This is a genomic window from Micromonospora sp. LZ34 (genome assembly GCF_052981855.1).
The window spans coordinates 21,250-43,573 of the sequence record NZ_JBRIQN010000033.1 but is presented as its reverse complement, the minus strand read 5'-3'; the positions used below and the strand labels follow the sequence as shown (position 1 = coordinate 43,573).

The window sequence follows — 22,324 nt, the reverse complement described above, 5'->3', positions numbered from 1 at the left end:
GCCCGGCCCTGTCAGCCTTCGTGGTGGTTGGCGAGGTCCGCCTCGGGCAGTTCCTCCGGCTCGGCGACCCAGGCCGAGAAGACCGGCACCCCGTGCCAGTGCGCGCCGGGCCGGGTGTCGGTGGCGACCGCCACCACGGCGTACGGGTGGCCGAACCGCAGTTCGGCGCTCCGGGCCACCCCCTCCGGCGGCAGGCTGACCAGGTCGAAGTACCCGGTCACCGCCGCGGCCTCGAAGCCGTAGCGGCCATAGCGCGCCATCGCGGCCTGGCGCGCCTCGAACTGCCCGGTCCCGGTCAACGCCCGGTTCACCGCCGCGAAGCCGAGCTGCGGATCACTCAGGTCGTGCTCGCTCCGGGCGGACCAGCAGGGCAGCAGCGCCGTGTGCCGTTCCTCCCGGCCACCGGGGGCGCGGGTACGGATCCGCTCCTCCCGTACCGTCCACAGCGCCGTCTCGCCGAGCGGCAGGTCGAACAGGGACCGCCGGCCGGCCGGCGCGCTCCCGTCGGCGGCGCCGGCGGTCACCTCGTACGCGGCGGCGAGCACGTCGGCCGGCGGCACGTCCGGCTCGGCGGCGACCGAGACGACCACCAGACCGGCCTTCCCGGCACCGGTGTCCGCGGCACGGGCCGGCGCCGCGTGCACGATCACGTCGCCGGCCCGTTCGGTGGCGGCGATGGCGCACCGGTGGCCGTGCCGCGGGCTGCGCAGCACCCTGGTCAACCGGCGGTCCCAACCACCCGTCGATCTGAGGGCGCCGGCCGCTGCCACCTCGAAGGGCTGCTCCCACGAGATCCGGGTGGCCAGCGCGCTGGCCAGGGCCAGCAGCACGTCCGGTCCGACCTTGAGCGGGAACTGCTCGATCAGGCCGAGGGTGTGCTCCCGGGCCCACGCGTCGAGCCCGTCCTGGTCCGGTAGCGGTCCCCGTTCGGTGGACCGGGGCAGCGCGGCGCGCCAGCCGTCCAGGTGCGGGGTCTCGAAGCCTCGCCGGTACCAGACCGCGGTGGCCGAGGGCACCAGCGGGTGCGGCGCCGCGAGCAGCGCGTGGGCGGCCTCGGCGGCGGTGGACGCGTCGGTGCCGAGCACCTCCTCCAGCGCCGTGCGGGTCGCGCCGGTGGCGGCCGGCGCGGCGAGCGCCAGCAGCAGCCAGGCGCCGAGCGGGGAGGCGACGTGGTGCCGGTCGCCGGCGCGGGCGTGCAGGTGTTCGGCGTACCGGGCGAGGGGAGTGCGGATGTCCGTCGTCACCGCTTCACTGTGCCCGCTGGTCCGGCGCGCGTCACCACCAACGGCCGGTCGTTGTCCGGTGCGGGCCGCTCGATCAGCGCCGGACACGACCACCGCTCTCAGTCGAGCCAGCGGCCGTCGCGCATGAGGACGCGGCCCGGCAGCTCGTTCGCCTCCCGCCAGGCCTGGATGCGCTGCGGCCGGATCCGGAAGTACTGGTAGGGCTCGTCGAGCTCGCGCGGGTCGAATCCGGTCTTGGTGGCGAACGCGTCGCCCGCCTCCGGGCCCAGGTCGGCGATGTCCACCGGCTCGGCGGCGCCGTCGACGATGACGACGTCGCGCGTCGGCCCCAGGCTGAGTCGCACTCGGCCGTCCGCCAGCAGGTTGCGGCCGGTGACCGAGGCGCGCGGCGTCGAGACGAGGAACGCGGTTCCGTCCCAGAGGTACGACAGCGGGATGAGGTGGACGCCGCCCGGGGAGCCCGACGTCGCGACCCAGAGGTCGACGTCGCTCTCCAGTCTCGCGCGAGTGTCCCGCAGCCTCTCCTCACGTCCACGCGGTGGCGCGCCCGTCATGCTTCCTCCAGTCACTTGGTGACGAGCCCCTTCCTCCAGGGGAGGGGCTTGATCGGTCATCGGTCGGTTCATCCGGCGGCCGTCAAGTGATCGACGGCCGGGTGGCGCAGGCAGCAGCGTCAGGGCGTCGGCGCGAGCGATGCGGCCTCCCAGGCGAACCCGTCCGGGTCGGTGAAAGCGCCGGCATCGCCGCCGATCACGAGCCGGTGCGATCCGGTGCCGTCGGGAGCGACGCCGACGTCCTTGGCAAGGGCACGGCGCCGGTAGAGCGCCAGCTTGACGGGACTCGACCCGGCCGCGAACTCGACGTACATGCGGCCGAAGCTCCTCGCCACGGCAAGGCCGCGCTCGATGTAGAACCGCTTGCTCGCGGCCACGTCCGTGACTCCCAGCAGGAGGACGATCTCGTCGATTTGCCGGGTGGCCGGGCCGGTGTCCTTCTTCGCCGAGGTCGCGACCTTCCAGATCGTCCCGTCCGGGGCCTGTACGACACCGCCGTAGCCCCAGAGCGACTTCGTGGCAGGCTTCAGTTGCGTGGCACCGGCGTCCAGCGCGGCGCCGATGAGGGCGTTGACGGTTGCCGGCTGGGACACCGTGAGCGCCAGCGTGAACCCACGGAAGCCGGTCGTCGGTGCCTCCGAGGCCCGCAGGCGTATCTGCGTGTCCAGCCCGAAGGCGGCGGTGTAGAAGCGGTTGGCGGCCGTGGGGTCGGCCACGTCGAGGGTGACGGATTCGATGGTTGCCATGGCCATCACGCTATTTGCGGCGCGGCGACCAGCGCTTCTTGATTCCTGACCGGTCTGATCACCTGTTTCGCCACGCACGGGGGCATCCCCGCCGTCGCGCGCCGCCTGCTCCCGGTAGACGCTGGGCGGCATGCCGACCAGTTCGGTGAAGCAGGTGCTGATGGTGCCCAGCGAAGAGCAGCCGACCGTGAACGCGGCGACGACTCGACGAGCCGTCTGGTCGCCTGCCGGAGGTCGTCCAGGTCGGCGGTGTGATCCAGTTGGATGCGGATCTCGCCGACCACCCGAGTCTCGTGCCGCGTCCAGTTCTGGAAGGCGTGTTCGGTGAAGTAGGTAGTGGGCAGGACGAGCATTGGGTCGTCCCAGAGCCGAATCACCACGTTGGTCAGCTTCACCTCCTCGACCCGGCCCCAGTCGCCGTCCATCACCAGCACGTCGTCGACGTGCAGACTGTCCGCGAAGGCGACCTGGATGCCGGCGAAGGCGTTGCCGAGCGCGGTCCGGGCGGACAGGCCGATCACGCCGGCCGAGGTCAGGAAAGTGAGCCCGAACGAGCGTACGGTCCGGAAGGTGACCAGGATCAGACCGACCGCCACCACCATGACGACAGCCGAGGTCAGCCGGCGTACCGGGCGGATTTGAGTACGGGCGCTTACTTCGTGGTACCGCATCAGCTTGACACCGAGCGGCGGCGACGGGGCGCATAGCACCAACGGTCGCGCCTCCGTGGACCGACCGTGCCGCCGGGTCTTGCCCGTGTAGCCTGGTTGATCAGGACTCGCCCAGGCCGGTCACCAGGTTCACGGCCGCGGCGAGGATGACCGTGCCGAACAGGTAGGACAGCAGCGCATGGCCGAGGGCGGTCTTCCGGATCCGCGTACTGGCCGGTTCGCTCTCCGACACGGCAAAAGACATGCCGACGGTGAACGCCAGGTAGGCGAAATCGCTGTAGGCCGGTAGCTCGCTCTGCTTGAAGTCGATCCCGCCATCCTCAAGGTAGAACATGCGCGCGTACTTGAAGGCGAATACGGTGTTCATCAATCCCCAGGACAGGATCGCCGTGAGCACACTCACGATGACCAGGGTGACCGCGAGCGCGTCCTGGTTGCTCGACGAGTGAACGAGGGCCCAGGCCACGGTGCCGAGGCTGGCCACCGCGGCGATCAGCACCGCGCCGTCGGTGGAGCGTGACCGGCTCTCCTCCTCGGCGAGTCGCTCGGTGCCCTCCGGCCCCTGATGCCAACTGATCCGCCAGACCCAGACCAGCACGACGCTGGCGGCCACGTTCCAACCGACCAGCGGGAACAGTTCGGGGAACCCGAGCACCGCGACGGCCACGGCGACGACGGCGCCGGCGGCCAGCGAGATCGACAGGCGCCGGACGGAGAGGATCCGGCCCGGCGTTCGCATTTTGACCTGACCCATGGGCTCAGGATTCCAGGCGGTCGGAGAAGGGGCGGCCAGCCATGCCGCGCTCCGTCCGGATCGGTCGCTCGCGGCACCGGTGACCTGGCCCGGGACGCTGTCTCAGCCGCCGATGTTGTCGGCGTCACGGCGGTGGCAGCGCCGTTCGGCCGGTGCCGGGTCGGAAGGGCCACGCCTCTACGCCTGGGCCTGGCTCGACGAGGTCACCACCGACGCCGACCCCGATGACGGCGGCCGGCACAGCCTACTGATCAGACGCAACACCACCATCGGTGAGCTGGCCTTCTACCGTTGCTGACCCCCACAGCCGACCAGCGTCACCCAGCTCGAGCGAGTCGCCGGGATCCGCTGGGCCGTCGAAGACGCGTTCCAGGCCGCCAAGGGCCAGGTCGGGCCGGACCAGCATCAAGTCCGCCGCTGGAACACCTGGCGTCGCTTCAGCACCCCCCTCCCCCTGGCAGCCCTCGCCATCCTCGCGATCTGCGCCGACGCCACCACCGAACGCGAGGACCCCACCGAGCAGGGGCATGATCCGGCAGCTGGCCGCTCCGTAGAATCGCAGAGGTGCCGCAGATCGTGCAGTTGCTGGCCTCGCCCGTGCATCGCTACCTGGGCCGGCCCGCCGACGGTCCGGTGCCGGCCCCACCCGGCGAACTGGTCGGGGAGATCCGCCTCCGGGCGGGCCTCGGCATCGTCGGTGACCGGTACTTCGGCAAGCCAGCCCACCGCGAGGCGAGCGTGACCGTGATCGCGCAGGAGTCGTTGCCGGCCGCCGACCTGGTGCAGGTCCGGCGCAACGTGCTCACCACCGGGATCGCCGTGGACGAGCTGATCGGCGCCGTGCTCATCCTGGATTCCGGCGCGGGGCCGGTCAGCCTGCGGGTCAACCGCCCGGCGAACCCCTGCGCCTGGATGGACGTCGCCATCGGCCCCGATGCCTGGAAGGCGCTGCGCCGCAGGGGCGGCGACCGCTGCACCCCGCTGAACGACGGCACCCTGCGCGCCGGACCGGTCGACGTGACCGTCAGCCGCTGACAACCGGCCGCCACCACTGACTGGCCGTCTGGCATCGGCCGGTGATCGCCCTCAGGCAGCGCCGACGTCGGTGGTGAAGGTCGCGAAGGCGAGCAGGCCGGAGTAGGCGGCCAGGCCGACGGTGAACCAGGTGAGGCTGGAGTGCCGTTCGGGGGCCAGTTCGTCGACGAAGACGTTGAGCAGGATCCCGCCACCCAAAAACGCGGTGAGCACGTTCATCAGCACGCCGGTGGGCTGGACGGCGACCGCGGTCACCCAGCCGCCGGCGGCGCCAGCGACCAGGACGAGGCGCCACCCGGTGGTGAGGCTGACCGGGAAATGCTCGGCCAGGACGCCGTCGGTGGCCAGCACGTGCAGCCCCATGGCGACGGCGAACAGCACCGCCGGTCCGAGCCCCGCGTCCAGCTTGGTCGCCAGGGTGTACGTGATCAGGCCGCTGTACAGGGCGAAGAAACCGAGCTGGAACCCGAAGACCAGCCGGGTGGGCTCCTGCCGGCGCTGCTGCGAGCGGTGGGTGACACGTTCCAGGGCGTAGAACGTGAAGAAGCCGACCAGCGCGACGAGGAACAGCACGAACCCGCGGGCCGGGGTGGCCCTAACCTCCTCCTCCAAGACGTGGGCCACCGCCTGGTTGCCCTCCGCGAGGCGCGGCAGCAGGTAGAGGAACACGTACGCGGCGGCGATGCCGCCACCAAGGGAGGTCGCCGCGTGGGTGGGCACCGGCAGTCTCCGGCGGATGGCCGGTGCGAGCACGTGCAGGGCTCCCAGCGCCACCGCCGCCGCCAGCGCCGCCCACAGACTGCCCACCCGGGTGAGCGTCACCGGGGCGGTGGGTTGCCGGCGGCCGGCTTAGAGCGCTGGAAGATGCCGAACAGCCAGAGCAGGGAGGGCGCCAGCAGCAGCGCTCCGACCGCGAGGACGGCGAGCACCGTGGCGAGCACGGTGGGATCACCGGCCGCCTCGGTGACGGTCAAGTCGGGCGGCAGCAGGTCTGGGTACTGGGCGGCGCCCCAGGCCCAGAGGACGGCCGCGACCGCGAGGGCCGCGGTCACCCGCACCGCACGGTAGCGGCCGGTGGCGATCAACACCAGGGAGACGATCCCTGCGGCGAACGAGAGCAGCACCAGGGCGAGCGCCCGGCCCCGAAGATCGGCGAAGAGGTCCGGCGCGTCGGCGGCGACGACGGCCAGCCCGGCCGCCGCGCCGACGCCCACCACCATGCCGGTGACCAGGGCGCGGCGGCGGAACTGGGCCACTAGGTCGGCGGCACCGGCGCGGCGCGCGTCGTGGATGAGGTAGACCGCGGCGAGGTACGCGCACACGCCGATCGCGAGCAGGCCGGCGTAGATGGAGGTGGGATTGAGCCAGCTGCGCCAAATGCCACCCTCGGCGATGCCGGGTGGGACGCGACCGGAGGCGAGGCTTCCGACGATGGTGCCGAGGAAGAACGGGGTGGCCACCGAGGAGATCGCGAACGTGGCGCCGTAGAGGCGTTGCTCGGTGAGCGTGTGGCTGGCCTTGCGGAAGGCGAAGGCCGCGCCACGACCGATGATACCCAGCGCGGCCAGGGTCAGCGGGATGTAGAGGGTGGAGGCGAACGCGGCGAACGCGGGCGGAAAGGTGGTCCAGAACAGGGTGATCACCAGGATCAGCCAGACGTGGTTGGCCTCCCACACCGGGCCGATCGAGTGCGCGATCAGCTCCCGACGGGCTGCGCCGCGGCGCGCCCCGCCAGCGAGGAGGTCCCAGATTCCGGCGCCGAAGTCCGCGCCGGCGAGCAGGGTGTAGAGCGTCAGACCGGCCAGCAGCACCCCGAGCAGGACGTCGGCGACGGTCATCGGCCGCTGTCCACCGGCTCGGGGACGCCCTCCTGCGGAGCGACCGGCTCATCGCGGTGCCGGGCCATCCGCCACAGCACCGCGACGGTGGCGACGGTGAGCACCGCGTAGACGGCGGCGACCAGGGCCAAGCCGGTGGCCAGGCCCGGCGCCGGATTTACCGCCTCGGCGGTGCGCAGCACGCCGTACACGATCCAGGGTTGCCGGCCGACCTCGGTGACGACCCAGCCGGCCTCGACCGCGACGGCGGCGGCGACCCCGGACAGGGCGGCGGCCCGCAGGAACCACGGCGAGCGCGGCGGACCCCGGCGCCGCCACCACGCAAGCGCCCACCAGGCGGAGAGCGCCACCAGCCCGAAGCCGATGGCCACCATCAGCTGGAACGCCCACTTGACCACCGTCACCGGTGGCTCCTGATCGTCGGGCACCTGGTCCAGGCCCATGACCACGGCGTCCGGATCCCACCTGGCCAGCAGCGACAGGGCGTTGGGCACCTCGACCGCGTACCGCAGTTCCCCGTCGACGTAGACGCCGCCGAGCGAGAGCGGCGCGCCGGCCTGGGTACGGGCCAGCCCCTCCATCGCGGCGAGCTTGGTGGGCTGGTACTCCCCGACGAAGTGCGCGGCCCAGTCGCCGACCACGACCTGCACCGGGGACAGCACCGCGGCGACGGTGAACGGGATGGCGAAGCCGAGCCGGTGGTAGCGGTCGCGACGACCGCGCAGCAGGGCCACCGCGTACACACTGGCGATGCCGAAGCCGGTCACCATGAACGCCGCCACGATCATGTGCACGGTCTGCGGCGGCGTCGCCGGGTTGAACATCGCCTGCCACGGCCGGACGTCGGTGACCTCGCCGGAGACCAGGTCGAACCCGCGGGGCTGGTTCATCCAGGCGTTCGCCGACACCACGAAGAACGCCGACGCCACACCCGCGACACAGACCGGCAGTCCGGACAGCAGGTGCGCCCGGGGTGGCACCCGGTCCCAGGCGTACAGGTAGATCCCGACGAAGATCGCCTCGACGAAGAACGCGATGCCCTCCAATGCGAACGGCAGGCCGATCACGTCGCCGAAGCGGCCCATCAGGCCGGGCCAGAGCAGCCCCATCTCGAACGACAGGATGGTCCCCGACACCGCCCCGACCGCGAACAGCACGCCCATCGCCTTGGCCCAGCGGTGCGCCAGCCGGGTGAAGGCCGGGTCCCCGGTGCGCAGCCCACGCCACTCGGCGAAGACGGTGACCGCCGGCATGCCGACGCCGAACGAGGCGATCACGATGTGCCAGCCCAGGGACAGGGCCATCTGCACCCGCGCCGCCATGAGGTCTCCCGGGGCGGCGTCCTGGGCGAGCAGGTCAACCAGCATCGGGTTCCCCACCTCCGTCGCGTGTCAGCCCCACGGTGGTCTAACGGCCCGGCTGCTGGTCGGCAACGCGAATGCCGCATCCCGGGCGCGGAATCAGGGCTTGTACTCGCTGCGGGTGCGGGGCAGCCACTGCGGGTGGTTCTCCCGCAGGTAGCGGACCATCGCCTCGCGCAGGTCGCAGCGGAGGTCCCAGGCGCTCGGCCCGTCGGCGGCGGAAGCCTGGAGCTGGATGACGACGGTCTGCGGGTTGGCATCGACCATCTGGAGCACCCACTGGTGCCGGTCCCACAGCGGCGACGCCTCGATCAGCCGCCGCGCCTCGACGCGCAGGTCGTCCAGATTGGCGGTGTGGTCGACGTGGATCTGGACCTTGCCGACCACCCGGGTCTCGTGTCGCGTCCAGTTCTGGAACGGGCGCTCGGTGAAGTAGGTCGTGGGCAGGATGAGCCGGCGGTCGTCCCAGAGCCGGATCACCACGTTGGTCAGCTTCACCTCCTCGACGCGACCCCACTCGCCGTCGATGACGAGCACGTCACCGACGTAGAGGCCGTCCGCGAAGGCGACCTGGATGCCGGCGAAGGCGTTGCCCAGCGCGGTCCGGGCGGACAGGCCGATCACGGCGCCGATCACACCGGCCGAGGTGAGCACCGAGATGCCGAACAGGCGTATCGGCTCGAAGGTGGTCATGATCAGACCGATCGCGACGATCGTGACCGCCGTCGAGGTCAACCGTCGCACCGGCCGGATCTGGGTGCGGGTGCGGCGGATCCGACGGTCGGCCACCACCCCGGCCGGCAGCCGGCTGAACGCCACGGTCTCGGCGACGTGCAGCGCCTTGACCACCAGCAAGGCGACGCTGACGATCAGCAACAGCAGGATGGCATGCCGGCCCTCGCGCAGCAACCGGCCCGGCTCTCCCGGCAGCGCGGCGTAGAGGCCCGCGAGTAGCAGAACGGCGGTCGTCGGGCGGCGGCAGGCCTGGCGCAGCGGCGCCAGCAGCCATCCGTAGCGACCACGGGCGAGCCGGTTGACGAGTACGCCGCTGAGCACGTCCACCAGCACGGCCGCCACCACCGCGGCCAGCACGATCACCGCTCGGCCCATCAGTTGCCGTTCACCGCGGTACCGATGGTCATTACTTCCGCTCCCGTCCGGGTCGTCCCCCACGGCAGCGTGTCACGAGACGGCCGATCGCCGGGCGTACATCGCGACCGGCCGAAGTCCCCCGGCGGCCGCGGCACGCGGCGCCGCCGCCCCGGGCTCGGGCGGCGAGGACGTCACCGTGATCAGCTGCGCCCGCTAGAGCGGTGTCCACTAACGTCCGCCGGGTTGGTCGGGTTGGGAAAGTGTCGTAGGGGTGGTGTTGGCTGTGGTTTGTGCCTCGCCGTCGGGATCCTGCCGTGCCACGGGTCGTGCATCGCACGGCGCGGGTGGGGTTGCGGGTGACGGTGGGGCAGCGGCGGCGGTGTTTCGGCCTGTTGCGCTCGGCGGGTGATGTGTGGGCGTGTGTGTTGGAGGTCAACGCGTGGCGGCGGCGCCGCCGGGACGTGCCGCTGGTCGGTTACCAGGAGTTGTGTCGGGCGTTGGCGGTGTCGGGGCCGAGGACGTTCGCCGAACTGGATACCACGGGGGCTCGGTCGGTGCTGCGTCGGTTTTCTGACGCGTGGTTCGCGGCGGCGAAACGCCGTAAGGCGGGTGAGGTGTCGGCGCGGTTTCCGCGGCGGCGGCGGGGTTTGCTGGCGGTGCGCTGGTATCACGGCACCTTCGCGCTTGAGTGGCGCCGGGTGCGCATCCCTACTGCGAAGGGCAACGCGCCGTTGGGGGTGCGGCTGGCGCGGGATGTGCCGTATCCGGTGGAGCAGGTCCGGTCGATCACCTTGTTGTGCGAGGGTGGGCGGCTGTTTCTCGACGTAACCGCCGAAGTCCCAGTGGTCACCTACCCGCCGGGTGAGGAGCCGGATGCGGGGCGGATAGCCGGGGTCGATCTGGGGATCATTCACCCGTACGCGGTGGCCGGTCCCGAGGGTGAGGGGCTGTTGGTGTCGGGGCGGGCGATCCGCGCCGAGCACCGCATGCACCTGGCCGACACCAAAGCCCGCCGCCGCGCCGTATCCGGCCGGGCACCGAAGCCGGGTCAGCGGGGGTCACGTCGGTGGCGCAAGTACCGCCGTCGGGCGCGGTTGGTGGAGGGCCGGCATCGGCGGCGGGTCCGCCAAGCCCAGCACGAGGCCGCCCGAACCGTCATCACCTGGGCCCAGCAGCAGCGGGTCGGTGTGCTGCACGTCGGGGACCCCCGCGGGGTGCTCGACCTGCCGGCGGGGCGGCGGCACAACCTGCGACTACGGCAGTGGCAGATCGGCCGACACCTGCAGATCCTCACCGACAAGGCCACCCAAGCGGGTATCACCGTCCGGCTCGTCGATGAGCGGGGCACGTCATCGACCTGTCCCGCCTGCCGACGGCGGGTGCCGAAACCTCGTGGGCGGACCTTGACCTGCCCGCACTGCGCATTTTCCGGGCACCGCGACCTGGTCGCGGCCGCCAGCATCGCCACCCGCACCCCGGGCGGCGGACCCACCACCCCCACCGCAGCCGTCGTGCTGCCGGAGGTGGTCACGCACCGTCGAGCCGGCCGGCACCTCCCCGGCGCCGGCCAGTCCCGACGTGACCCCCGCCGCCCACACCAGGCGGCGCGAGGATCAGTTGGCCCGCGGAGGCCCGCCCCACCACGTCGTGGGGAGTCGCTCGCCCTGCACGGTGAGGATCCACAACACCACCGGACACCCGGTGAACGTTCGTGGACACCGCACTAGCGGTGACCGGGAGAGCGGGCCGGCGCGGCCGCCCCCTCCGCCGGCACCGGGACGCCAGCCGGGCCGGACGGCGAGCGGGACGTCCCGCAGGTCGGGCACCTCCTGCCGGCGCGGCTCCCGGGTCAGCGTCGCGGTGAACTCCTCCGGCCGCACCTCCAGGGCCCCGTGGGCGGTTAGCGCCGAGCACGCGATGTATCCGCGCGATGCAGGTGCCCTCGACGGCGTCCCACCGCGGCCAAAGACCTCGACAGCGGCTTGACCGATGCCCTCGTCATCGCGGACGGCCGCCTTGAAGAAGGCGAAGAGCGTCGCATCGCCGTAGCGGTTGGCCAGGCAGTCGACCCTGAGGTGGGCCAGCCCGTAGTAGGCGGCGATCTCGGTCGGGCTGGCGCCGCGGTTCAGGGGCTCTGGGCGAGGCGGCCGATCCGCCGGGTGGATGCGAGCATGACGCGTACGGCATCTACCCGGGGGTTCGCCGACGCTGGCTTCCCACCGGTGGCGATGTACTCGGCGATTCCCTCTTTCAGCCACTCCACCAGGTCGTAGGTGCTCCGCATCCGCTGCTCAGCCCCGGTGAGGGTGACGACATGGGCGAACTCGTGCCGGAAGAGCTCGTTCAGATCGTTGGGGCGGTGGCCCGGAGCACAACCTCCCGCTGGACGACGCCGGCTTCGTAGGCGTAGCCGGAGAATTGCTTGTCAGGCCCGCCGCCGTTCCACGTTCCCCATTCACGGTCACCGGCGAGGTAGACGACGTACCGGCCAGGCGGGGTCGCGCCGACCAGCGCGCGGCGTAGCGGTCGATTGTCGCGGCGGCTCGGTCGGCGGCGGTGACGTACTGCCCGATTCGGTGCTGCTGCCCAAGCGGGGCGGCCACGGTGACGCGGGCGCCGTGGGCGATGCTCAGCCGGCCGCCTTCCCAGGGTCTCGGCTGGGCGGCCCGGTTGTCGCCTGGCTGGTGCAGGGCCGTGATCAAGTACTTGGCGTGCGGGCCGCGGATTCCGAAGTCGAGCTTCATGCGGATCTGCGGCGCCTTCGATCCCATGGGATCGTCGGGCGGGCTCGACGGGACAGCGAAGCAGTAGGCGACGTCGACGGCCACGTTCGGGGCGGAGCTGCCCGAGAAGATCGGCGGGAACCAGAAGTGCAGATCCCAGCCGGTGACGTACAAGCCGCGCAGGTTGTGGAACAGGGCCCGAACAGACCTCGGTCACGCTGAGGTCGCCACGACGCAGCAGCGCCATGGCGCGCTCGATGCGCCGGGTCATCAGATAGGCGTACGGCGACTCGCCGTAGGCGAGCCGGAACTGGCGGCTGAGGTGCCCGGCCGACATGTTCACGTCGCGGGCGAGCGCCTCGACGTCCAACGGCTGCGCGTACTCCCGGTCGATCCGGTCGCGGACGCGGCGCAGCAGCGCGAGGTCGCGCAGGTGCTGCGCCGCGGCGAGTGCGCGCCCCCACGAGGGGTGACACATGAGAGAACTCCTTTCGTCGATGTACGTGAGCACACCTCGGCTATTTGGGAGGGGCGGCGAGGCGCTCGATGACGATGTCCGACTCGCCGGAGTCGACGAGCCGGTCGAGCAGGCCGAGCAACTGCTCGACGCCGGCCAGATGGAGGCTGGTAGTCGGCCTGGCGACGTGGACGCCGCATTCGTCGGCGGCCGGGGCGCACCTCGCCCTCGGCGAAGAACGCCTCGGCGGCCGACAACGCGAGCCCGTCTGCCTGGTGCGGCCACCGAGGGTGGTTGAGGATGAGGACAGCGGACTGGAAGCACTGGCCGCCGCATTCTTCTCAGGTGGTCGCGACGCCGGCCATCATGGCTGAACCGATGACCGGACGGCTCAGCGAAGCTCCTGGATGCGGACCAGGTTGCCGGCGGGATCGCGGAAGGCGCAGTCGCGGATGCCGTACGGCTGCTCGGTCGGCTCCTGGACGACCTCGGCGTCGCTGGCCTGCACCTTCTCGAAGGTGCCGTCGAGGTCCCGGGTGGCCAGCAGGATCCAGCCGTAGGTGCCCTTGGCCATCATCTCCGAGATGGTGCGGCGCTCGTCCTCGGTGATCCCAGGATCGACGGCCGGCGGCGCCAGGAGGATGGACGTGTCGGGCTGGTTGACGGGGCCGACCGTGATCCAACGCATCTTGCCCTGTCCGACGTCGTTGCGGACCTCGAAGCCGAGGACGTCGCGGTAGAAGGCCAGGGAGGCGTCCGGGTCGACATGCGGAAGGAAGCTCGTGTGAATGGTGATGTCCATGATCATCATGCTAGGCGCGGATCCCGACCCGCACTTCTCGATTCCTGATCGATCTGACCACTTGTTTCGCCACACACGGTGGCCCTTCCTCAGCCATCCGTGTGGGGGCGGGGCGCCCTCACGACCACAGCTCGAACGGCTCGTCGATCTCCTGGCCGGCCAGGAACGCGGTCAGCAGCCCCGGCAGCTGGCCGGGGTAGAACCGCTCGCGGCTGGCCACCACCTCGGCGACGGGCCACCACCGGAACCCGAAGTAGTCCTCCAGCTCGTAGTCGAGCCGGTGTGCCTCGTCCACGTCCGGTCCGGGTCCGGTCAGCCGCACCGGGACGACCACCTCGTCCTGGAGGTGGCGCCGCTGCCGGTGGACGAAGCTGGCCCGCCGCCGCCAGGTCGGCGGGCCGATCTGCGCGGCGGTCGCCACGATGCCGGTCTCCTCGCGCAGCTCCCGCACCGCCGTGTCCAGGTACGTCTCGCCGGGGTCCATGCCCCCGCCGGGCAGTTCCCACCAGGTGCCCAACCGGGGGTGGTCCGGGTCGCGGGTGTGGAACAGCAGCACCCGGTCGTCGCCGTCGAGCACCACCAGCCGCACCGCGCTGCGCTCGAAGACCGGCAGATCCCGGGGCAGTTCGACCATCGCGTCTCTCCCTGCTGTGCGTGGCGGCGGTCCGGCTTCGCGGTACAGCCGAAGTCTGCCCTGCTTCGGGAACAGGGGCCGAGAGGGGGGCGGTAGATTCTGATCATGGTGGACTGGGTGCGCCTCGACTGGACGCGGAGCGCCCCCGAACACCTCCGCGATCGCGATGAACCTACGGCTGGGGCTCATCGACCAGGTGAGCGAGGGCCGGACCGACTGCCGTCCGTATCAGCCACACCGGCCGCCTCCGTGACCACGACGACATCGGCGCCGGCCACGGGCGCCCAGAAGGTTTCGACCTGGCTCAGCGACTCCGACCAGATGATCTATCTGGAGACGGGAAGCCCTCGGACCATGAGGATCTCTCCACCCGGCACGGCCAGGATCCAGCCGAGGACGTCGTGCAGCGCTCATGTGCTGCCACGCCGGTGACAGCCGGGGCGGCCAACCGCCGCCGGCACTCGGCGCCCAGGGTCAGGGTGTGTGGTGCGGCGCGGCAGGCTCGGGGCTGAACGGCCACTCTTCGAAGGCCAGACACCGGCCGTCCGGGGCGAACGTGAGGATCCACAGATCGCGGAACAACTGGGGGCGAGGACCGCCGTATCGCACCTCCAGCCGTACGACCGCCTGCGGGTCGTTGACGGCGACGATGTGGAAGTCCATCTCGAATTCCTCGTCCGGCCCGGCGCGTTCGGCGTCCCACAGCACCCGGATGGCGTCGAGGCCCCGATGCGGCTCTTGGAACGGCGACATCTGATAGGTGGCGTCGGTGGTGAAGAGCCGGTCGAGCTGGTCCGTTCCCGCCGTCCGCCAGGCAGATTCATAAGCCCGGATCCAGGCTTCTACGCCAGACCTGTCGGTCATAGCGGGCTCCCCTTCTGTGCGGCGCCGCCGGGGTGGATCGCTGCAGGACCAGTGTCGCAGCGTCTGGACACGAGACGGAGGAAAAGGCCATGGAAATGTCTGGCTCGCCGAGGACGTCGAGAAGTGGATCGCGGAGAAGCGGTCTGATCTGGACTAGCGCCCGTCCTGCTGACCGCGGTGCGGCCGCTAGGCGTGGGGGCCGACGCTGATCGGGCCGATGGTCAGTGACGGCCTGCCTTCCAGGATCTGGCCGACCCGCTCGACCTGCGCGTCCAGCGCCCGCCGCTGACCGGCGCGCAACGGGGTCAACGGCTCCACCGTGATGTGGATCGTGCGGCCGGAGCGGCGCTGGTGCCACACCCCGGCGACCATCCCGTCCACCAGCAGCACCGGGTAGTTGCCGGCCTGGCCGCCGGCCAGGGCCCGCTGCCCGGCGTCTCCCGGGAACACCAACTCGCGAGGGTGGCAGCCGACCTGGTAGACGTCGAAGTGCGGCAGCAGCCGGACGCCGGTGGGGCGATCTGCCGGGAGGTCGGTGTCGCCGGCGGCCACCCACGCCGGGGCGCCCTCGACGGTGACCTGTTCCAGCTCCAGCGACGCGAACAGCTCGGCCGCCCACCGCCGCGGCGCCGACAGCCACTGGGCGAAGTGGGCCGGGGTGGCCGGGCCGTACGCGTACAGGTAGTGGCGCACCAGTTCGGCGAGCGCGGCCGGGCCGGCCATCGGTGTGAACCCGGGCAGCCAGCGCACCGGGCTGGTGTAGGTGGTGGCGCGGCCCCGGTTCGGCCCGAAGCACATCGCCCCGCACCGGCTCGCCGCTCCCATCGCCACCATCCACCGCGGCCACTTGTCCTGGAAGGCGTCCAACACCCGGTCGCCGGCCCACGGGCCGGTGCGGGCCACGACCTGCTCGGTCAGCTCCGCCGGGGTCAGCTCGGCGTCGCGCAGCGCGTCCGCGATGGCCGCCACCACCTGCCCGGTCTGCTCGGCGGTGAGCAGGCCGTGGCCCTGCTCGTAGCGCGGGGACGGCACCGCGGACAGCGCGCCGGTCCACATCGGTAGGTCCGCGGCGGCGAGCAGGTGCACGGTGCCGCGCGGTCCGCGCGTCTTGACCAGCGTGCGGTCCGTCCACAGCGCCTGGCGGACCGTGGTACGGGTGGCGCCGGCGACCCGCAGCCCGATCGACAGCTCGGCGGCCGAGGCGACCTGCGCGTGCGCGCCGCAGATCGCGGAGACGACGCCGGCCAGCGGATCCGCCTCTGCACCGGCCGGGCCGACGTCCACCGGAGGCGAGCCGGCGGGCGCCGGCGCCGCCAGCGCGTGCCGCTCCAGCCGCCGGGCGCACACCTGTGCCCAGGTCAGGCGGGTCATCGCAGCTTCCCGAAGAAGGCCCGGATGTCGGCCGCGTGGGCCTGCGGTACCTCCATCGCCACGAAGTGACCGCCCGGGTTCCCTTCCGGCCAGTGGATGATCTTGTTGTGCCGCTCGGCGAGGCGGCGGAACAGCGGCGGCCCGCCGCCGTAGACGCCGCTGGGCACCAGGGCCTGCCCCTTCGGCCAGACGAAGTGGGTGCTGTCGTACATGAACCAGGACGAGGTGCCGGCCGTGCCGGTCAGCCAGTACAGCGTCGCGTTGGTCAGGATCTGGTCGCGGGCGATGGCCTGCTCGGGTGTGGCCGCGGTGATGGTGAACTCCTTGAACTTCTGGACCAGCCAGGACAGCAACCCGACCGGGGAGTCGTTCCAGCCGTACGCGAAGGTCTGCGGCGCGGCCCGCAGCAGGCCGTGGTGGTCCACGCCGCCGCTCATCCACTGTCGCACCTCGGCGTAGAGCGCGCGCTCCTCGTCGCTCATGTCCGGCACGTCGGCGTCGGTGGGGAACCCGAACCCGCCGTCGATGTGCACCCCGACGACGTGCTCGGGGTCCACCACCGCCACCTCCGGCGCCACGTAGGCACCGAGGTCGCCGCCCTGGGTGCCGTACCGGTCGTAGCCGAGGCGGCGCATCAGCTCGGCCCACATCCGGGCCACTCGACCGACCGTGAACCCGGTCTCGGGCGGTGCCTGGGAGAACCCGAAGCCCGGCACCGACGGCACCACCACGTGGAAGGCGTGCGCCGGGTCGGCCCCGTAGGCCCGCGGGTCGGTCAGCGGCCCGATCAGCTCGGTGAACTCCACGATCGAGTTCGGCCAGCCGTGCGTGAGGATCAGCGGCAGCGCATCCGGCTCCGGCGAGCGGACGTGCAGGAAGTGCACGTCCAGCCTGTCGATCTCCGTGACGAACTGGGGAAACTCGTTCAGCCGGGCCTCCTGCGCCCGCCAGTCGTACCCGGTGGCCCAGTGGTCGGCCAGGTCCCGCAGGTAGTCCAGCGGCACCCCGCGGCTCCAGCCGTCACCGGGCAGCTGCCGTGGCCACCGGGTGCGGGTGAGCCGGTCGCGCAGGTCGTCGAGGTCCGCTTGGGGGATGTCGATCCGGAAGGGCGTCATGCGGACCACGCTAGGACCTATATAGGTCAGGTTCTGGCACACATCGCGGGTAGTTTGACGCCATGTCCGACACCCCGGCCCGGCTGCTGACCCTGCTGTCGCTCCTGCAGACCCCGCGCGAGTGGCCGGGCAGCGAACTGGCCGCCCGGCTCGGGGTCAGCCTGCGGACCATCCGCCGCGACGTGGAGCGCCTGCGCGAGCTGGGCTACCCCGTGCAGGCCACGATGGGCGCGGTCGGCGGATACCGGCTGGTCGCGGGCAGGGCCATGCCGCCGCTGCTGCTCGACGACGAGGAGGCGGTGGCGATCGCGGTGGGGCTGCGCACCGCGGCCGGGCACGCGGTGGCCGGCATCGAGGAGGCGTCCGTACGGGCGCTGGCGAAGCTGGAGCAGGTGCTGCCGGCGCGGCTGCGGCACCGGGTCGGCGCGCTCGGCGCCGCCACCGAGCCTCTGCTGACCTGGCACCGGCCGACGGTGGATCCCGAACAGCTGACCGGGCTCGCCGCCGCCATCGCCAACCGGGAGCGGCTGCGGTTCACCTACCGCCGGCACGACGGGGAAATCGGTGAGCGGCGGGTGGAGCCGCATCGGCTGGTGTCGGCGGGCCGCCGGTGGTACCTGGTCGGCTACGACAACGACCGGGACGACTGGCGGATCTTCCGGGTGGATCGGATCGCCGAGCCGGTGGCCATCGGGGTGCGCACCGCGCCGCGGCAACTGCCCGCCGCCGACGCCGCCGCGTACGTGACCGCCCGGGCGATGGAGCTGGCCCCGGTCTACCGGGCGGTGGCGACCCTTTACGCGCCCGTCGAGGCGGTGGCCGGCCGGGTCGGCGACTCGCCCGGCGACCTGGTGCCGATCGACGCGGGCAGGTGCCGGCTGACCAGCCACACCGACACCCTGGACTGGCTGGCCTGGCGGCTGCTGACGCTCGGCTGCGACGTCGAGGTGCACGAACCGCCGGAGCTCATCGCGTACCTGCGTGAGATCAGCCTCCGGGCCGCCCGTGCGGCGGGACCGCCCATTGGTTGAGTGCCGGCCCACAGCCGACGGGGGCGGGTGCGCGCCGACGCTTCCGGGTGCCAGACTGCGGAGCCGGGGCGACCCGGCGGGACACGCGCGGATCGATCCCGACCGTCGGCGACCATGAGCCGGGAAGGAACACATCGTGGGTGACCAGACCAAGCCCAAGCCGGAGCCGCTGGCCGTGACCGCGGCGATTGACCCTGCCGTGCCACCGAGCGGCCCGGGCTGCATGGAGTGCGATTCTTCCGGCGGCTGGTGGTTCCACCTGCGCCGCTGCGCGGCCTGCGGCCACGTCGGCTGCTGCGACTCCTCGCCTAGCCAGCACGCGACCGCCCACGCAGCCGTGACGGGTCACGCGGTCATCCAGAGCTTCGAACCCGGCGAGTCGTGGTTCTGGGACTACTCCAATGGCCAGTTCTACGCCGACGGGCCGGCACTGGCCGAGCCGCACTCGCATCCTTCCGACCAGCCCGCCCCCGGTCCCCGGGGCCGGGTACCGGAGGACTGGAAGACCCGGCTGCACTGACGGCCTTGATGCCATGGCCACGTGTCAGCGGGTCGGGATCCGTGACGAGGACGAAGCACTCGGCGGGGGCGACGCGACGTAGAAACGGACCGACGCCGACACGTCGGCGGACCGGAAGCGTGTGGATGATCTTGCGGAACGGTTGTCGTCCACGGGATTCCTCCGGAGTCCGTCAGGCGGTGGGCAGGGCGCCGAGGCGGTGCAGCAGCCGACGACCGAGCGGCACCCGTTTGACGGCGTCGCCGTCGGCCCGGATGTCCACGTTCAACGCGAAGCAGTACAGCCGGTCGCCCCGCTCGACCCAGCCCACCCACCAACCGGTGCCGGGGTCGGTGGCGTCCGTCTGGCCGGTCTTGCCGTACAGGGCGTGCTCGGCCGTGCGCTCCACCCGGAGGATGTCACGGACGGTCCTCTGGTGCCCCCGGTCGGCCGGCAGTTCGCCCCGGGCCAGCCACCGGGCCTGCTCGTCGGCCGAGATCGCCAGCGGCCCGCTCAGCCAGAACCGGTCCACCTCGGAACCGACCTCGCCGTTGCCGTAGCCGAGCCGGCGCAGCCACTCGCGTTCCCGCTCCGGCCCGATCCGCCGGGCCAGTTCCTGGAACACCGGCACGTTCGAGACCCGGACAGCGTCGCGCAGCCCCATGTCCCGCTCCCAGGCGGCGACGGGCTGCGGCCGGCCGCCGTACGGGACCTTCTCGTGCTCGTCGCGCACCACGCCGGTCTCCAGCGCGATCAGGCTGTGCGGGATCTTGAAGGTCGAGGCCGGGATGAACCGGCGTCCGGCCCGTTCCCGATCCACCATGACGACGCGTGCGGCCGTCACGTCGTACAGCACGAAGGTGCCGCGCAGCCCGGCCTGCCGGAACAGGCTCGCCAGGTCGTCGCGGGCCTCGACCACCGGCGCGGCGGCCGACGGACTCGGCGCCGCGGTGGTGACGGCGGTCGACGGTCCGGCGGCCGGCGCCCCGCCCTCGGTGCAGCCACCGGCCAGCAGGATCAGCGTGAGGACAGCCGCGCCCCACCCGGTCCGCCGTGGGTGGCGAGACGGGCCCGCAGCCACCCGCCGGCCTTGCGGTGCGCCGCGGCGGACCGCCCGATCAGGCACCGACACCGCCGGCAACGCCGCCCACCACGTCGGCCCAGCCCAGCAGCACCGCCGTGCCCCCGCGCAGCGAGTTGGGGATCTCCGCGATCGCGTCCACCCGGTCGACCAACTCGCGTAGCCGCTCGGCCGGGGCGTCCCCCTCGACCCGTACGTCGTAGGTGATCTCCGTCGAGACCGCGGGCTCGCCGGTGAAGTCGCCGCGGACGGTCACCTCCACCCGCCAGAGCGCGATGCCGGCCGCGCGAGCCTCCCGGAACAGGTCGTTGGAGACGCAGCCGGCGACCGCCAGGTAGAGCAGTTGGCCCCCGTTGAACCCCAGGCCGTCGCCACCGCCGTCGGCCGGTCGGTCCACCACCAGGGTGTACGCCCCGGCCGAGCCGATCGCCGCAGGCTTCCCGGGCAGGCTCCGCGTCCGCACCTCGAAGGTCATCCGCCACCGCCTCCGCCCGTCCCGGCATCGATGACCTCAGTCAAGCACGGGCCGGCCGGACGCAGGTGTCACGGGCGGGTCGACATCGCTACCGGCTGGCTCACGGGGTGCGAGCTTCCGTCATGGCGTCGTCGCGCCGACGACGGCCGCCACGTCGGGCGGCAGCGGGTACGGGCGCTCGGGCGGCAGCAGCGCCTCGGCGGCCGGATCGTCGCCGGAGTCGAGCAGTTCACGGATGGCGCGGGCGGTCGGGGTCACGTCGGTCAGGCCGATCAGCCACTCGTCGACGTAGCGCCGCACCGCCTCGCCGGAGAGTCCGACCTGCAGCGACCGGTGCGGCAGCGGGGCCAGCCGCAGCGAGCGCTCCGGGTCCCACTGCACCCGGACCGGACTGGACCGTAGCTGACGCGACCAGGCCGCCCGGTCGGCGTGCCGGTGCGGGTCGTAGCTGCTCAGGCAGGCGTGCGCCAGCGCCCACTCGAACCCGGCGCGGGTGATCTCGACGGCCAGCACGCGTTCCTGTCCGGGCTTGGTCGCCCAGCCGCAGCGGTACATCATCCAGCGGAACGACGGCTTGATCCAGGTCATCCGCTCCCGCTTGAACGGCGGCACGAAGCCTCCGGCGGCCAGCGCGGCGTCTGCGATCTCCGGCGGGTACGCCTGGTAGACGGTGATGGTGTCCGCCGAATAGCGGGCACGGATCTGGTGGGCGGGTACGGACATGTCGATGATCATCGACGATGGGCCGGCCGGGCTCCACCGCATTGCGTGCGGCCTCCGCCGGGCCGGCGGAGGCCAACGGATAGGCTGCCCGCCGTGGCAGGTCTGTTGAGGAACGTGGCGGCGCGCATCAGCCGGGTGGGCGGAGCGGTCGTCCCGCGTCCCCGGCGCTCCGGGCCCGCGCCGGCGCAGGTCGCCCGGCGGCGCCAGGTCGCCGCGCTGCAGCGCCGTGAGCTGACGTACGCCCCGGAGCTGGACGGGCACGCCGACCCGGGGGAGATCGTCTGGACCTGGGTGCCGTACGAGGACGACCCGCGGCAGGGCAAGGACCGCCCGGTGCTGGTGGTGGGCCGGCACAGCCGGACGCTGTACGGACTGATGCTCTCCAGCCAGAGCGAGCGGGACGGGCAGCGGCACTGGCTCGCCCTCGGCCCCGGCTCCTGGGACCGCGACAACCGGCCCAGCTGGGTGCGGTTGGACCGGGTGCTGACCATGCGGGAGGACAGCATCCGGCGCGAGGGTGCGGTGCTGGACCGGGCCCGCTTCGACCGGGTGGGGCGGGCGTTGCGCGCCGGCTACGGCTGGCGCTGACCGGGAGCCGTCGTCAGGCCGGCCCCCGCGGCGTTCTTCGCGTCCGGCGGCGGGTACGGCTGCTCAGCCAGTAGCCGGGCCAGGTGCGCGGCGTTGAGCGCCAGGGCCTGGGTGGTGCGGCCGGTGGTGTCCGGCTTCGGTCCGGCGTCTCGGTAGTCGAGCTTGTGCAGCGCCTCGCCGACCCAGTAGGTGGCGCCGGACGCCGGGCAGGTGAACCCGACCTCGTTGAGGGCCTGCTGCACCTGACCGATGGTGTGGTGTGCGCCGTCCTCGTTGCCGACGACGGCCACGCCGGCCACCTTGCCGTACGTGCACAGCCGTCCTTCGGCGTCGGTCTCGGACAGTTCCGCGTCGAGCCGTTTGAGGACCATCTTGCAGACGCTCGACGGTTGACCGAGCCAGATCGGGGTGGCGATGACGAGGATCTGCGCCGCCATCATCTTGGCCCGCAGGGCCGGCCACTCGTCGCCGTCGCCCTCGTCGGTGGAGACCCCGAACCGTACGTCGTGATCGACGACCCGGATCAGCTCGCCCTCGACGTCCTGGCCCGGCGAGGGCGGCGACCACCTCGCGGCCGAGCAGGTCGGAGCTCGACGGGGCGGGTGAGCGTTTGAGCGTGCAGTTGAGCACGAGAGCCCGGATCGCCACGTCAGGTTTCCTTCCGCC

Annotated in this window: 25 protein-coding genes and 1 pseudogene; 6 read left to right on the top strand and 20 right to left on the bottom strand. The window is 72.2% G+C overall.

Annotated features, from left to right (window positions below):
- Positions 1-11: 11 nt before the first annotated feature.
- The 5 genes from ACVCAH_RS27515 to ACVCAH_RS27495 form a co-directional block, all read right to left on the bottom strand.
- Positions 12-1,244 (bottom strand): hypothetical protein, encoded by a 1,233-nt coding sequence (locus ACVCAH_RS27515; RefSeq protein WP_447139122.1) that lies wholly within the window; start codon positions 1,242-1,244, stop codon positions 12-14.
- A gap of 98 nt (positions 1,245-1,342) precedes the next feature.
- On the bottom strand, positions 1,343-1,798 hold the full coding sequence (locus tag ACVCAH_RS27510) for a pyridoxamine 5'-phosphate oxidase family protein (protein WP_447139121.1): 456 nt from the start codon (positions 1,796-1,798) through the stop codon (positions 1,343-1,345).
- A gap of 119 nt (positions 1,799-1,917) precedes the next feature.
- On the bottom strand, positions 1,918-2,544 hold the full coding sequence (locus ACVCAH_RS27505) for a glyoxalase (RefSeq protein ID WP_447139120.1): 627 nt from the start codon (positions 2,542-2,544) through the stop codon (positions 1,918-1,920).
- Positions 2,545-2,549: 5 nt separating this feature from the next.
- Positions 2,550-3,215 carry a mechanosensitive ion channel family protein gene (locus tag ACVCAH_RS27500; RefSeq protein ID WP_447139119.1) on the bottom strand — a complete coding sequence of 222 codons (666 nt, stop codon included), beginning with the start codon at positions 3,213-3,215 and terminating at the stop codon, positions 2,550-2,552.
- 100 nt (positions 3,216-3,315) lie between these two features.
- Positions 3,316-3,969, bottom strand: coding sequence for a DUF1345 domain-containing protein (locus tag ACVCAH_RS27495; protein WP_447139118.1), 654 nt, complete (start codon positions 3,967-3,969; stop codon positions 3,316-3,318).
- Between the two features lie 112 nt (positions 3,970-4,081).
- On the opposite strand from ACVCAH_RS27495, the gene ACVCAH_RS27490 reads away from it, so the two are divergent.
- Both ACVCAH_RS27490 and ACVCAH_RS27485 read left to right on the top strand, forming a co-directional pair.
- Entirely contained in the window at positions 4,082-4,267 is a 186-nt protein-coding gene (locus tag ACVCAH_RS27490) for a hypothetical protein (protein WP_447139117.1), read from the top strand.
- A 266-nt stretch (positions 4,268-4,533) separates the two neighbouring features.
- On the top strand, positions 4,534-5,004 hold the full coding sequence (locus ACVCAH_RS27485; RefSeq protein ID WP_447139116.1) for a molybdenum cofactor biosysynthesis protein: 471 nt from the start codon (positions 4,534-4,536) through the stop codon (positions 5,002-5,004).
- Positions 5,005-5,055: 51 nt separating this feature from the next.
- Here the strand turns inward: ACVCAH_RS27485 and ACVCAH_RS27480 are convergent, their stop codons facing one another.
- The 4 genes from ACVCAH_RS27480 to ACVCAH_RS27465 all read right to left on the bottom strand — a co-directional run bounded on the left by ACVCAH_RS27480 (position 5,056) and on the right by ACVCAH_RS27465 (position 9,313).
- Positions 5,056-5,811, bottom strand: coding sequence for a hypothetical protein (locus tag ACVCAH_RS27480; RefSeq protein ID WP_447139115.1), 756 nt, complete (start codon positions 5,809-5,811; stop codon positions 5,056-5,058).
- Between the two features lie 11 nt (positions 5,812-5,822).
- Positions 5,823-6,842: a cytochrome d ubiquinol oxidase subunit II gene (locus ACVCAH_RS27475; RefSeq protein ID WP_447139114.1), complete on the bottom strand. Its 1,020-nt coding sequence runs from the start codon at positions 6,840-6,842 to the stop codon at positions 5,823-5,825.
- Positions 6,839-8,209, bottom strand: coding sequence for a cytochrome ubiquinol oxidase subunit I (locus ACVCAH_RS27470; protein WP_447139113.1), 1,371 nt, complete (start codon positions 8,207-8,209; stop codon positions 6,839-6,841). The genes ACVCAH_RS27475 and ACVCAH_RS27470 overlap by 4 nt, the downstream gene beginning before the upstream one ends.
- A 93-nt stretch (positions 8,210-8,302) precedes the next feature.
- Positions 8,303-9,313, bottom strand: coding sequence for a mechanosensitive ion channel family protein (locus ACVCAH_RS27465; RefSeq protein ID WP_447139112.1), 1,011 nt, complete (start codon positions 9,311-9,313; stop codon positions 8,303-8,305).
- Positions 9,314-9,585: 272 nt separating this feature from the next.
- Between ACVCAH_RS27465 and ACVCAH_RS27460 the strand changes: the two genes are divergently transcribed.
- Positions 9,586-11,022 carry an RNA-guided endonuclease InsQ/TnpB family protein gene (locus ACVCAH_RS27460; RefSeq protein ID WP_447139111.1) on the top strand — a complete coding sequence of 479 codons (1,437 nt, stop codon included), beginning with the start codon at positions 9,586-9,588 and terminating at the stop codon, positions 11,020-11,022.
- A gap of 398 nt (positions 11,023-11,420) precedes the next feature.
- Here ACVCAH_RS27460 and ACVCAH_RS27455 read toward each other — a convergent pair whose 3' ends face one another.
- The 7 genes and pseudogenes from ACVCAH_RS27455 to ACVCAH_RS27425 all read right to left on the bottom strand — a co-directional run bounded on the left by ACVCAH_RS27455 (position 11,421) and on the right by ACVCAH_RS27425 (position 17,261).
- Positions 11,421-11,579, bottom strand: a complete 159-nt coding sequence (locus tag ACVCAH_RS27455; RefSeq protein WP_447139110.1) for a hypothetical protein — start codon at positions 11,577-11,579, stop codon at positions 11,421-11,423.
- Positions 11,580-12,220: 641 nt separating this feature from the next.
- A pseudogene (locus ACVCAH_RS27450) lies at positions 12,221-12,496 on the bottom strand (helix-turn-helix transcriptional regulator); the annotation flags it as partial.
- Between the two features lie 370 nt (positions 12,497-12,866).
- A complete protein-coding gene (locus tag ACVCAH_RS27445; protein ID WP_447139109.1) occupies positions 12,867-13,277 on the bottom strand; it encodes a VOC family protein in 411 nt (136 codons plus the stop codon).
- A gap of 118 nt (positions 13,278-13,395) precedes the next feature.
- Positions 13,396-13,911: an NUDIX hydrolase gene (locus ACVCAH_RS27440; protein WP_447139108.1), complete on the bottom strand. Its 516-nt coding sequence runs from the start codon at positions 13,909-13,911 to the stop codon at positions 13,396-13,398.
- A gap of 474 nt (positions 13,912-14,385) precedes the next feature.
- Positions 14,386-14,775 carry a YybH family protein gene (locus tag ACVCAH_RS27435; RefSeq protein ID WP_447139107.1) on the bottom strand — a complete coding sequence of 130 codons (390 nt, stop codon included), beginning with the start codon at positions 14,773-14,775 and terminating at the stop codon, positions 14,386-14,388.
- 186 nt (positions 14,776-14,961) lie between these two features.
- Positions 14,962-16,146 (bottom strand): winged helix DNA-binding domain-containing protein, encoded by a 1,185-nt coding sequence (locus ACVCAH_RS27430; RefSeq protein WP_447139106.1) that lies wholly within the window; start codon positions 16,144-16,146, stop codon positions 14,962-14,964.
- A complete protein-coding gene (locus ACVCAH_RS27425; protein ID WP_447139105.1) occupies positions 16,143-17,261 on the bottom strand; it encodes an epoxide hydrolase family protein in 1,119 nt (372 codons plus the stop codon). Before ACVCAH_RS27425 ends, ACVCAH_RS27430 begins: the two co-directional genes overlap by 4 nt.
- 62 nt (positions 17,262-17,323) lie before the next feature.
- On the opposite strand from ACVCAH_RS27425, the gene ACVCAH_RS27420 reads away from it, so the two are divergent.
- Both ACVCAH_RS27420 and ACVCAH_RS27415 read left to right on the top strand, forming a co-directional pair.
- Positions 17,324-18,292, top strand: coding sequence for a helix-turn-helix transcriptional regulator (locus ACVCAH_RS27420; protein ID WP_447139104.1), 969 nt, complete (start codon positions 17,324-17,326; stop codon positions 18,290-18,292).
- Between the two features lie 136 nt (positions 18,293-18,428).
- Complete coding sequence (locus ACVCAH_RS27415) at positions 18,429-18,812, top strand: UBP-type zinc finger domain-containing protein (protein WP_447139103.1); 384 nt, start codon at positions 18,429-18,431, stop codon at positions 18,810-18,812.
- A gap of 172 nt (positions 18,813-18,984) precedes the next feature.
- On the opposite strand, the gene ACVCAH_RS27410 is transcribed toward ACVCAH_RS27415, so the two are convergent.
- The 3 genes from ACVCAH_RS27410 to ACVCAH_RS27400 all read right to left on the bottom strand — a co-directional run bounded on the left by ACVCAH_RS27410 (position 18,985) and on the right by ACVCAH_RS27400 (position 21,070).
- Positions 18,985-19,872, bottom strand: a complete 888-nt coding sequence (locus ACVCAH_RS27410; protein ID WP_447139102.1) for a penicillin-binding transpeptidase domain-containing protein — start codon at positions 19,870-19,872, stop codon at positions 18,985-18,987.
- 37 nt (positions 19,873-19,909) lie between these two features.
- Entirely contained in the window at positions 19,910-20,347 is a 438-nt protein-coding gene (locus ACVCAH_RS27405) for an OsmC family protein (RefSeq protein WP_447139101.1), read from the bottom strand.
- Positions 20,348-20,467: 120 nt separating this feature from the next.
- The gene (locus tag ACVCAH_RS27400; protein WP_447139100.1) at positions 20,468-21,070 is read right to left on the bottom strand and encodes a DUF4291 domain-containing protein; all 603 of its coding nucleotides are present in this window, start codon (positions 21,068-21,070) and stop codon (positions 20,468-20,470) included.
- A gap of 93 nt (positions 21,071-21,163) precedes the next feature.
- On the opposite strand from ACVCAH_RS27400, the gene ACVCAH_RS27395 reads away from it, so the two are divergent.
- Positions 21,164-21,658: a type II toxin-antitoxin system PemK/MazF family toxin gene (locus ACVCAH_RS27395; RefSeq protein WP_447139099.1), complete on the top strand. Its 495-nt coding sequence runs from the start codon at positions 21,164-21,166 to the stop codon at positions 21,656-21,658.
- Here the strand turns inward: ACVCAH_RS27395 and ACVCAH_RS27390 are convergent.
- Positions 21,643-22,182 (bottom strand): flavodoxin family protein, encoded by a 540-nt coding sequence (locus ACVCAH_RS27390; RefSeq protein WP_447139144.1) that lies wholly within the window; start codon positions 22,180-22,182, stop codon positions 21,643-21,645. The two genes, ACVCAH_RS27395 and ACVCAH_RS27390, sit on opposite strands and share 16 nt — an antisense overlap.
- Between the last annotated feature and the right edge of the window lie 142 nt (positions 22,183-22,324).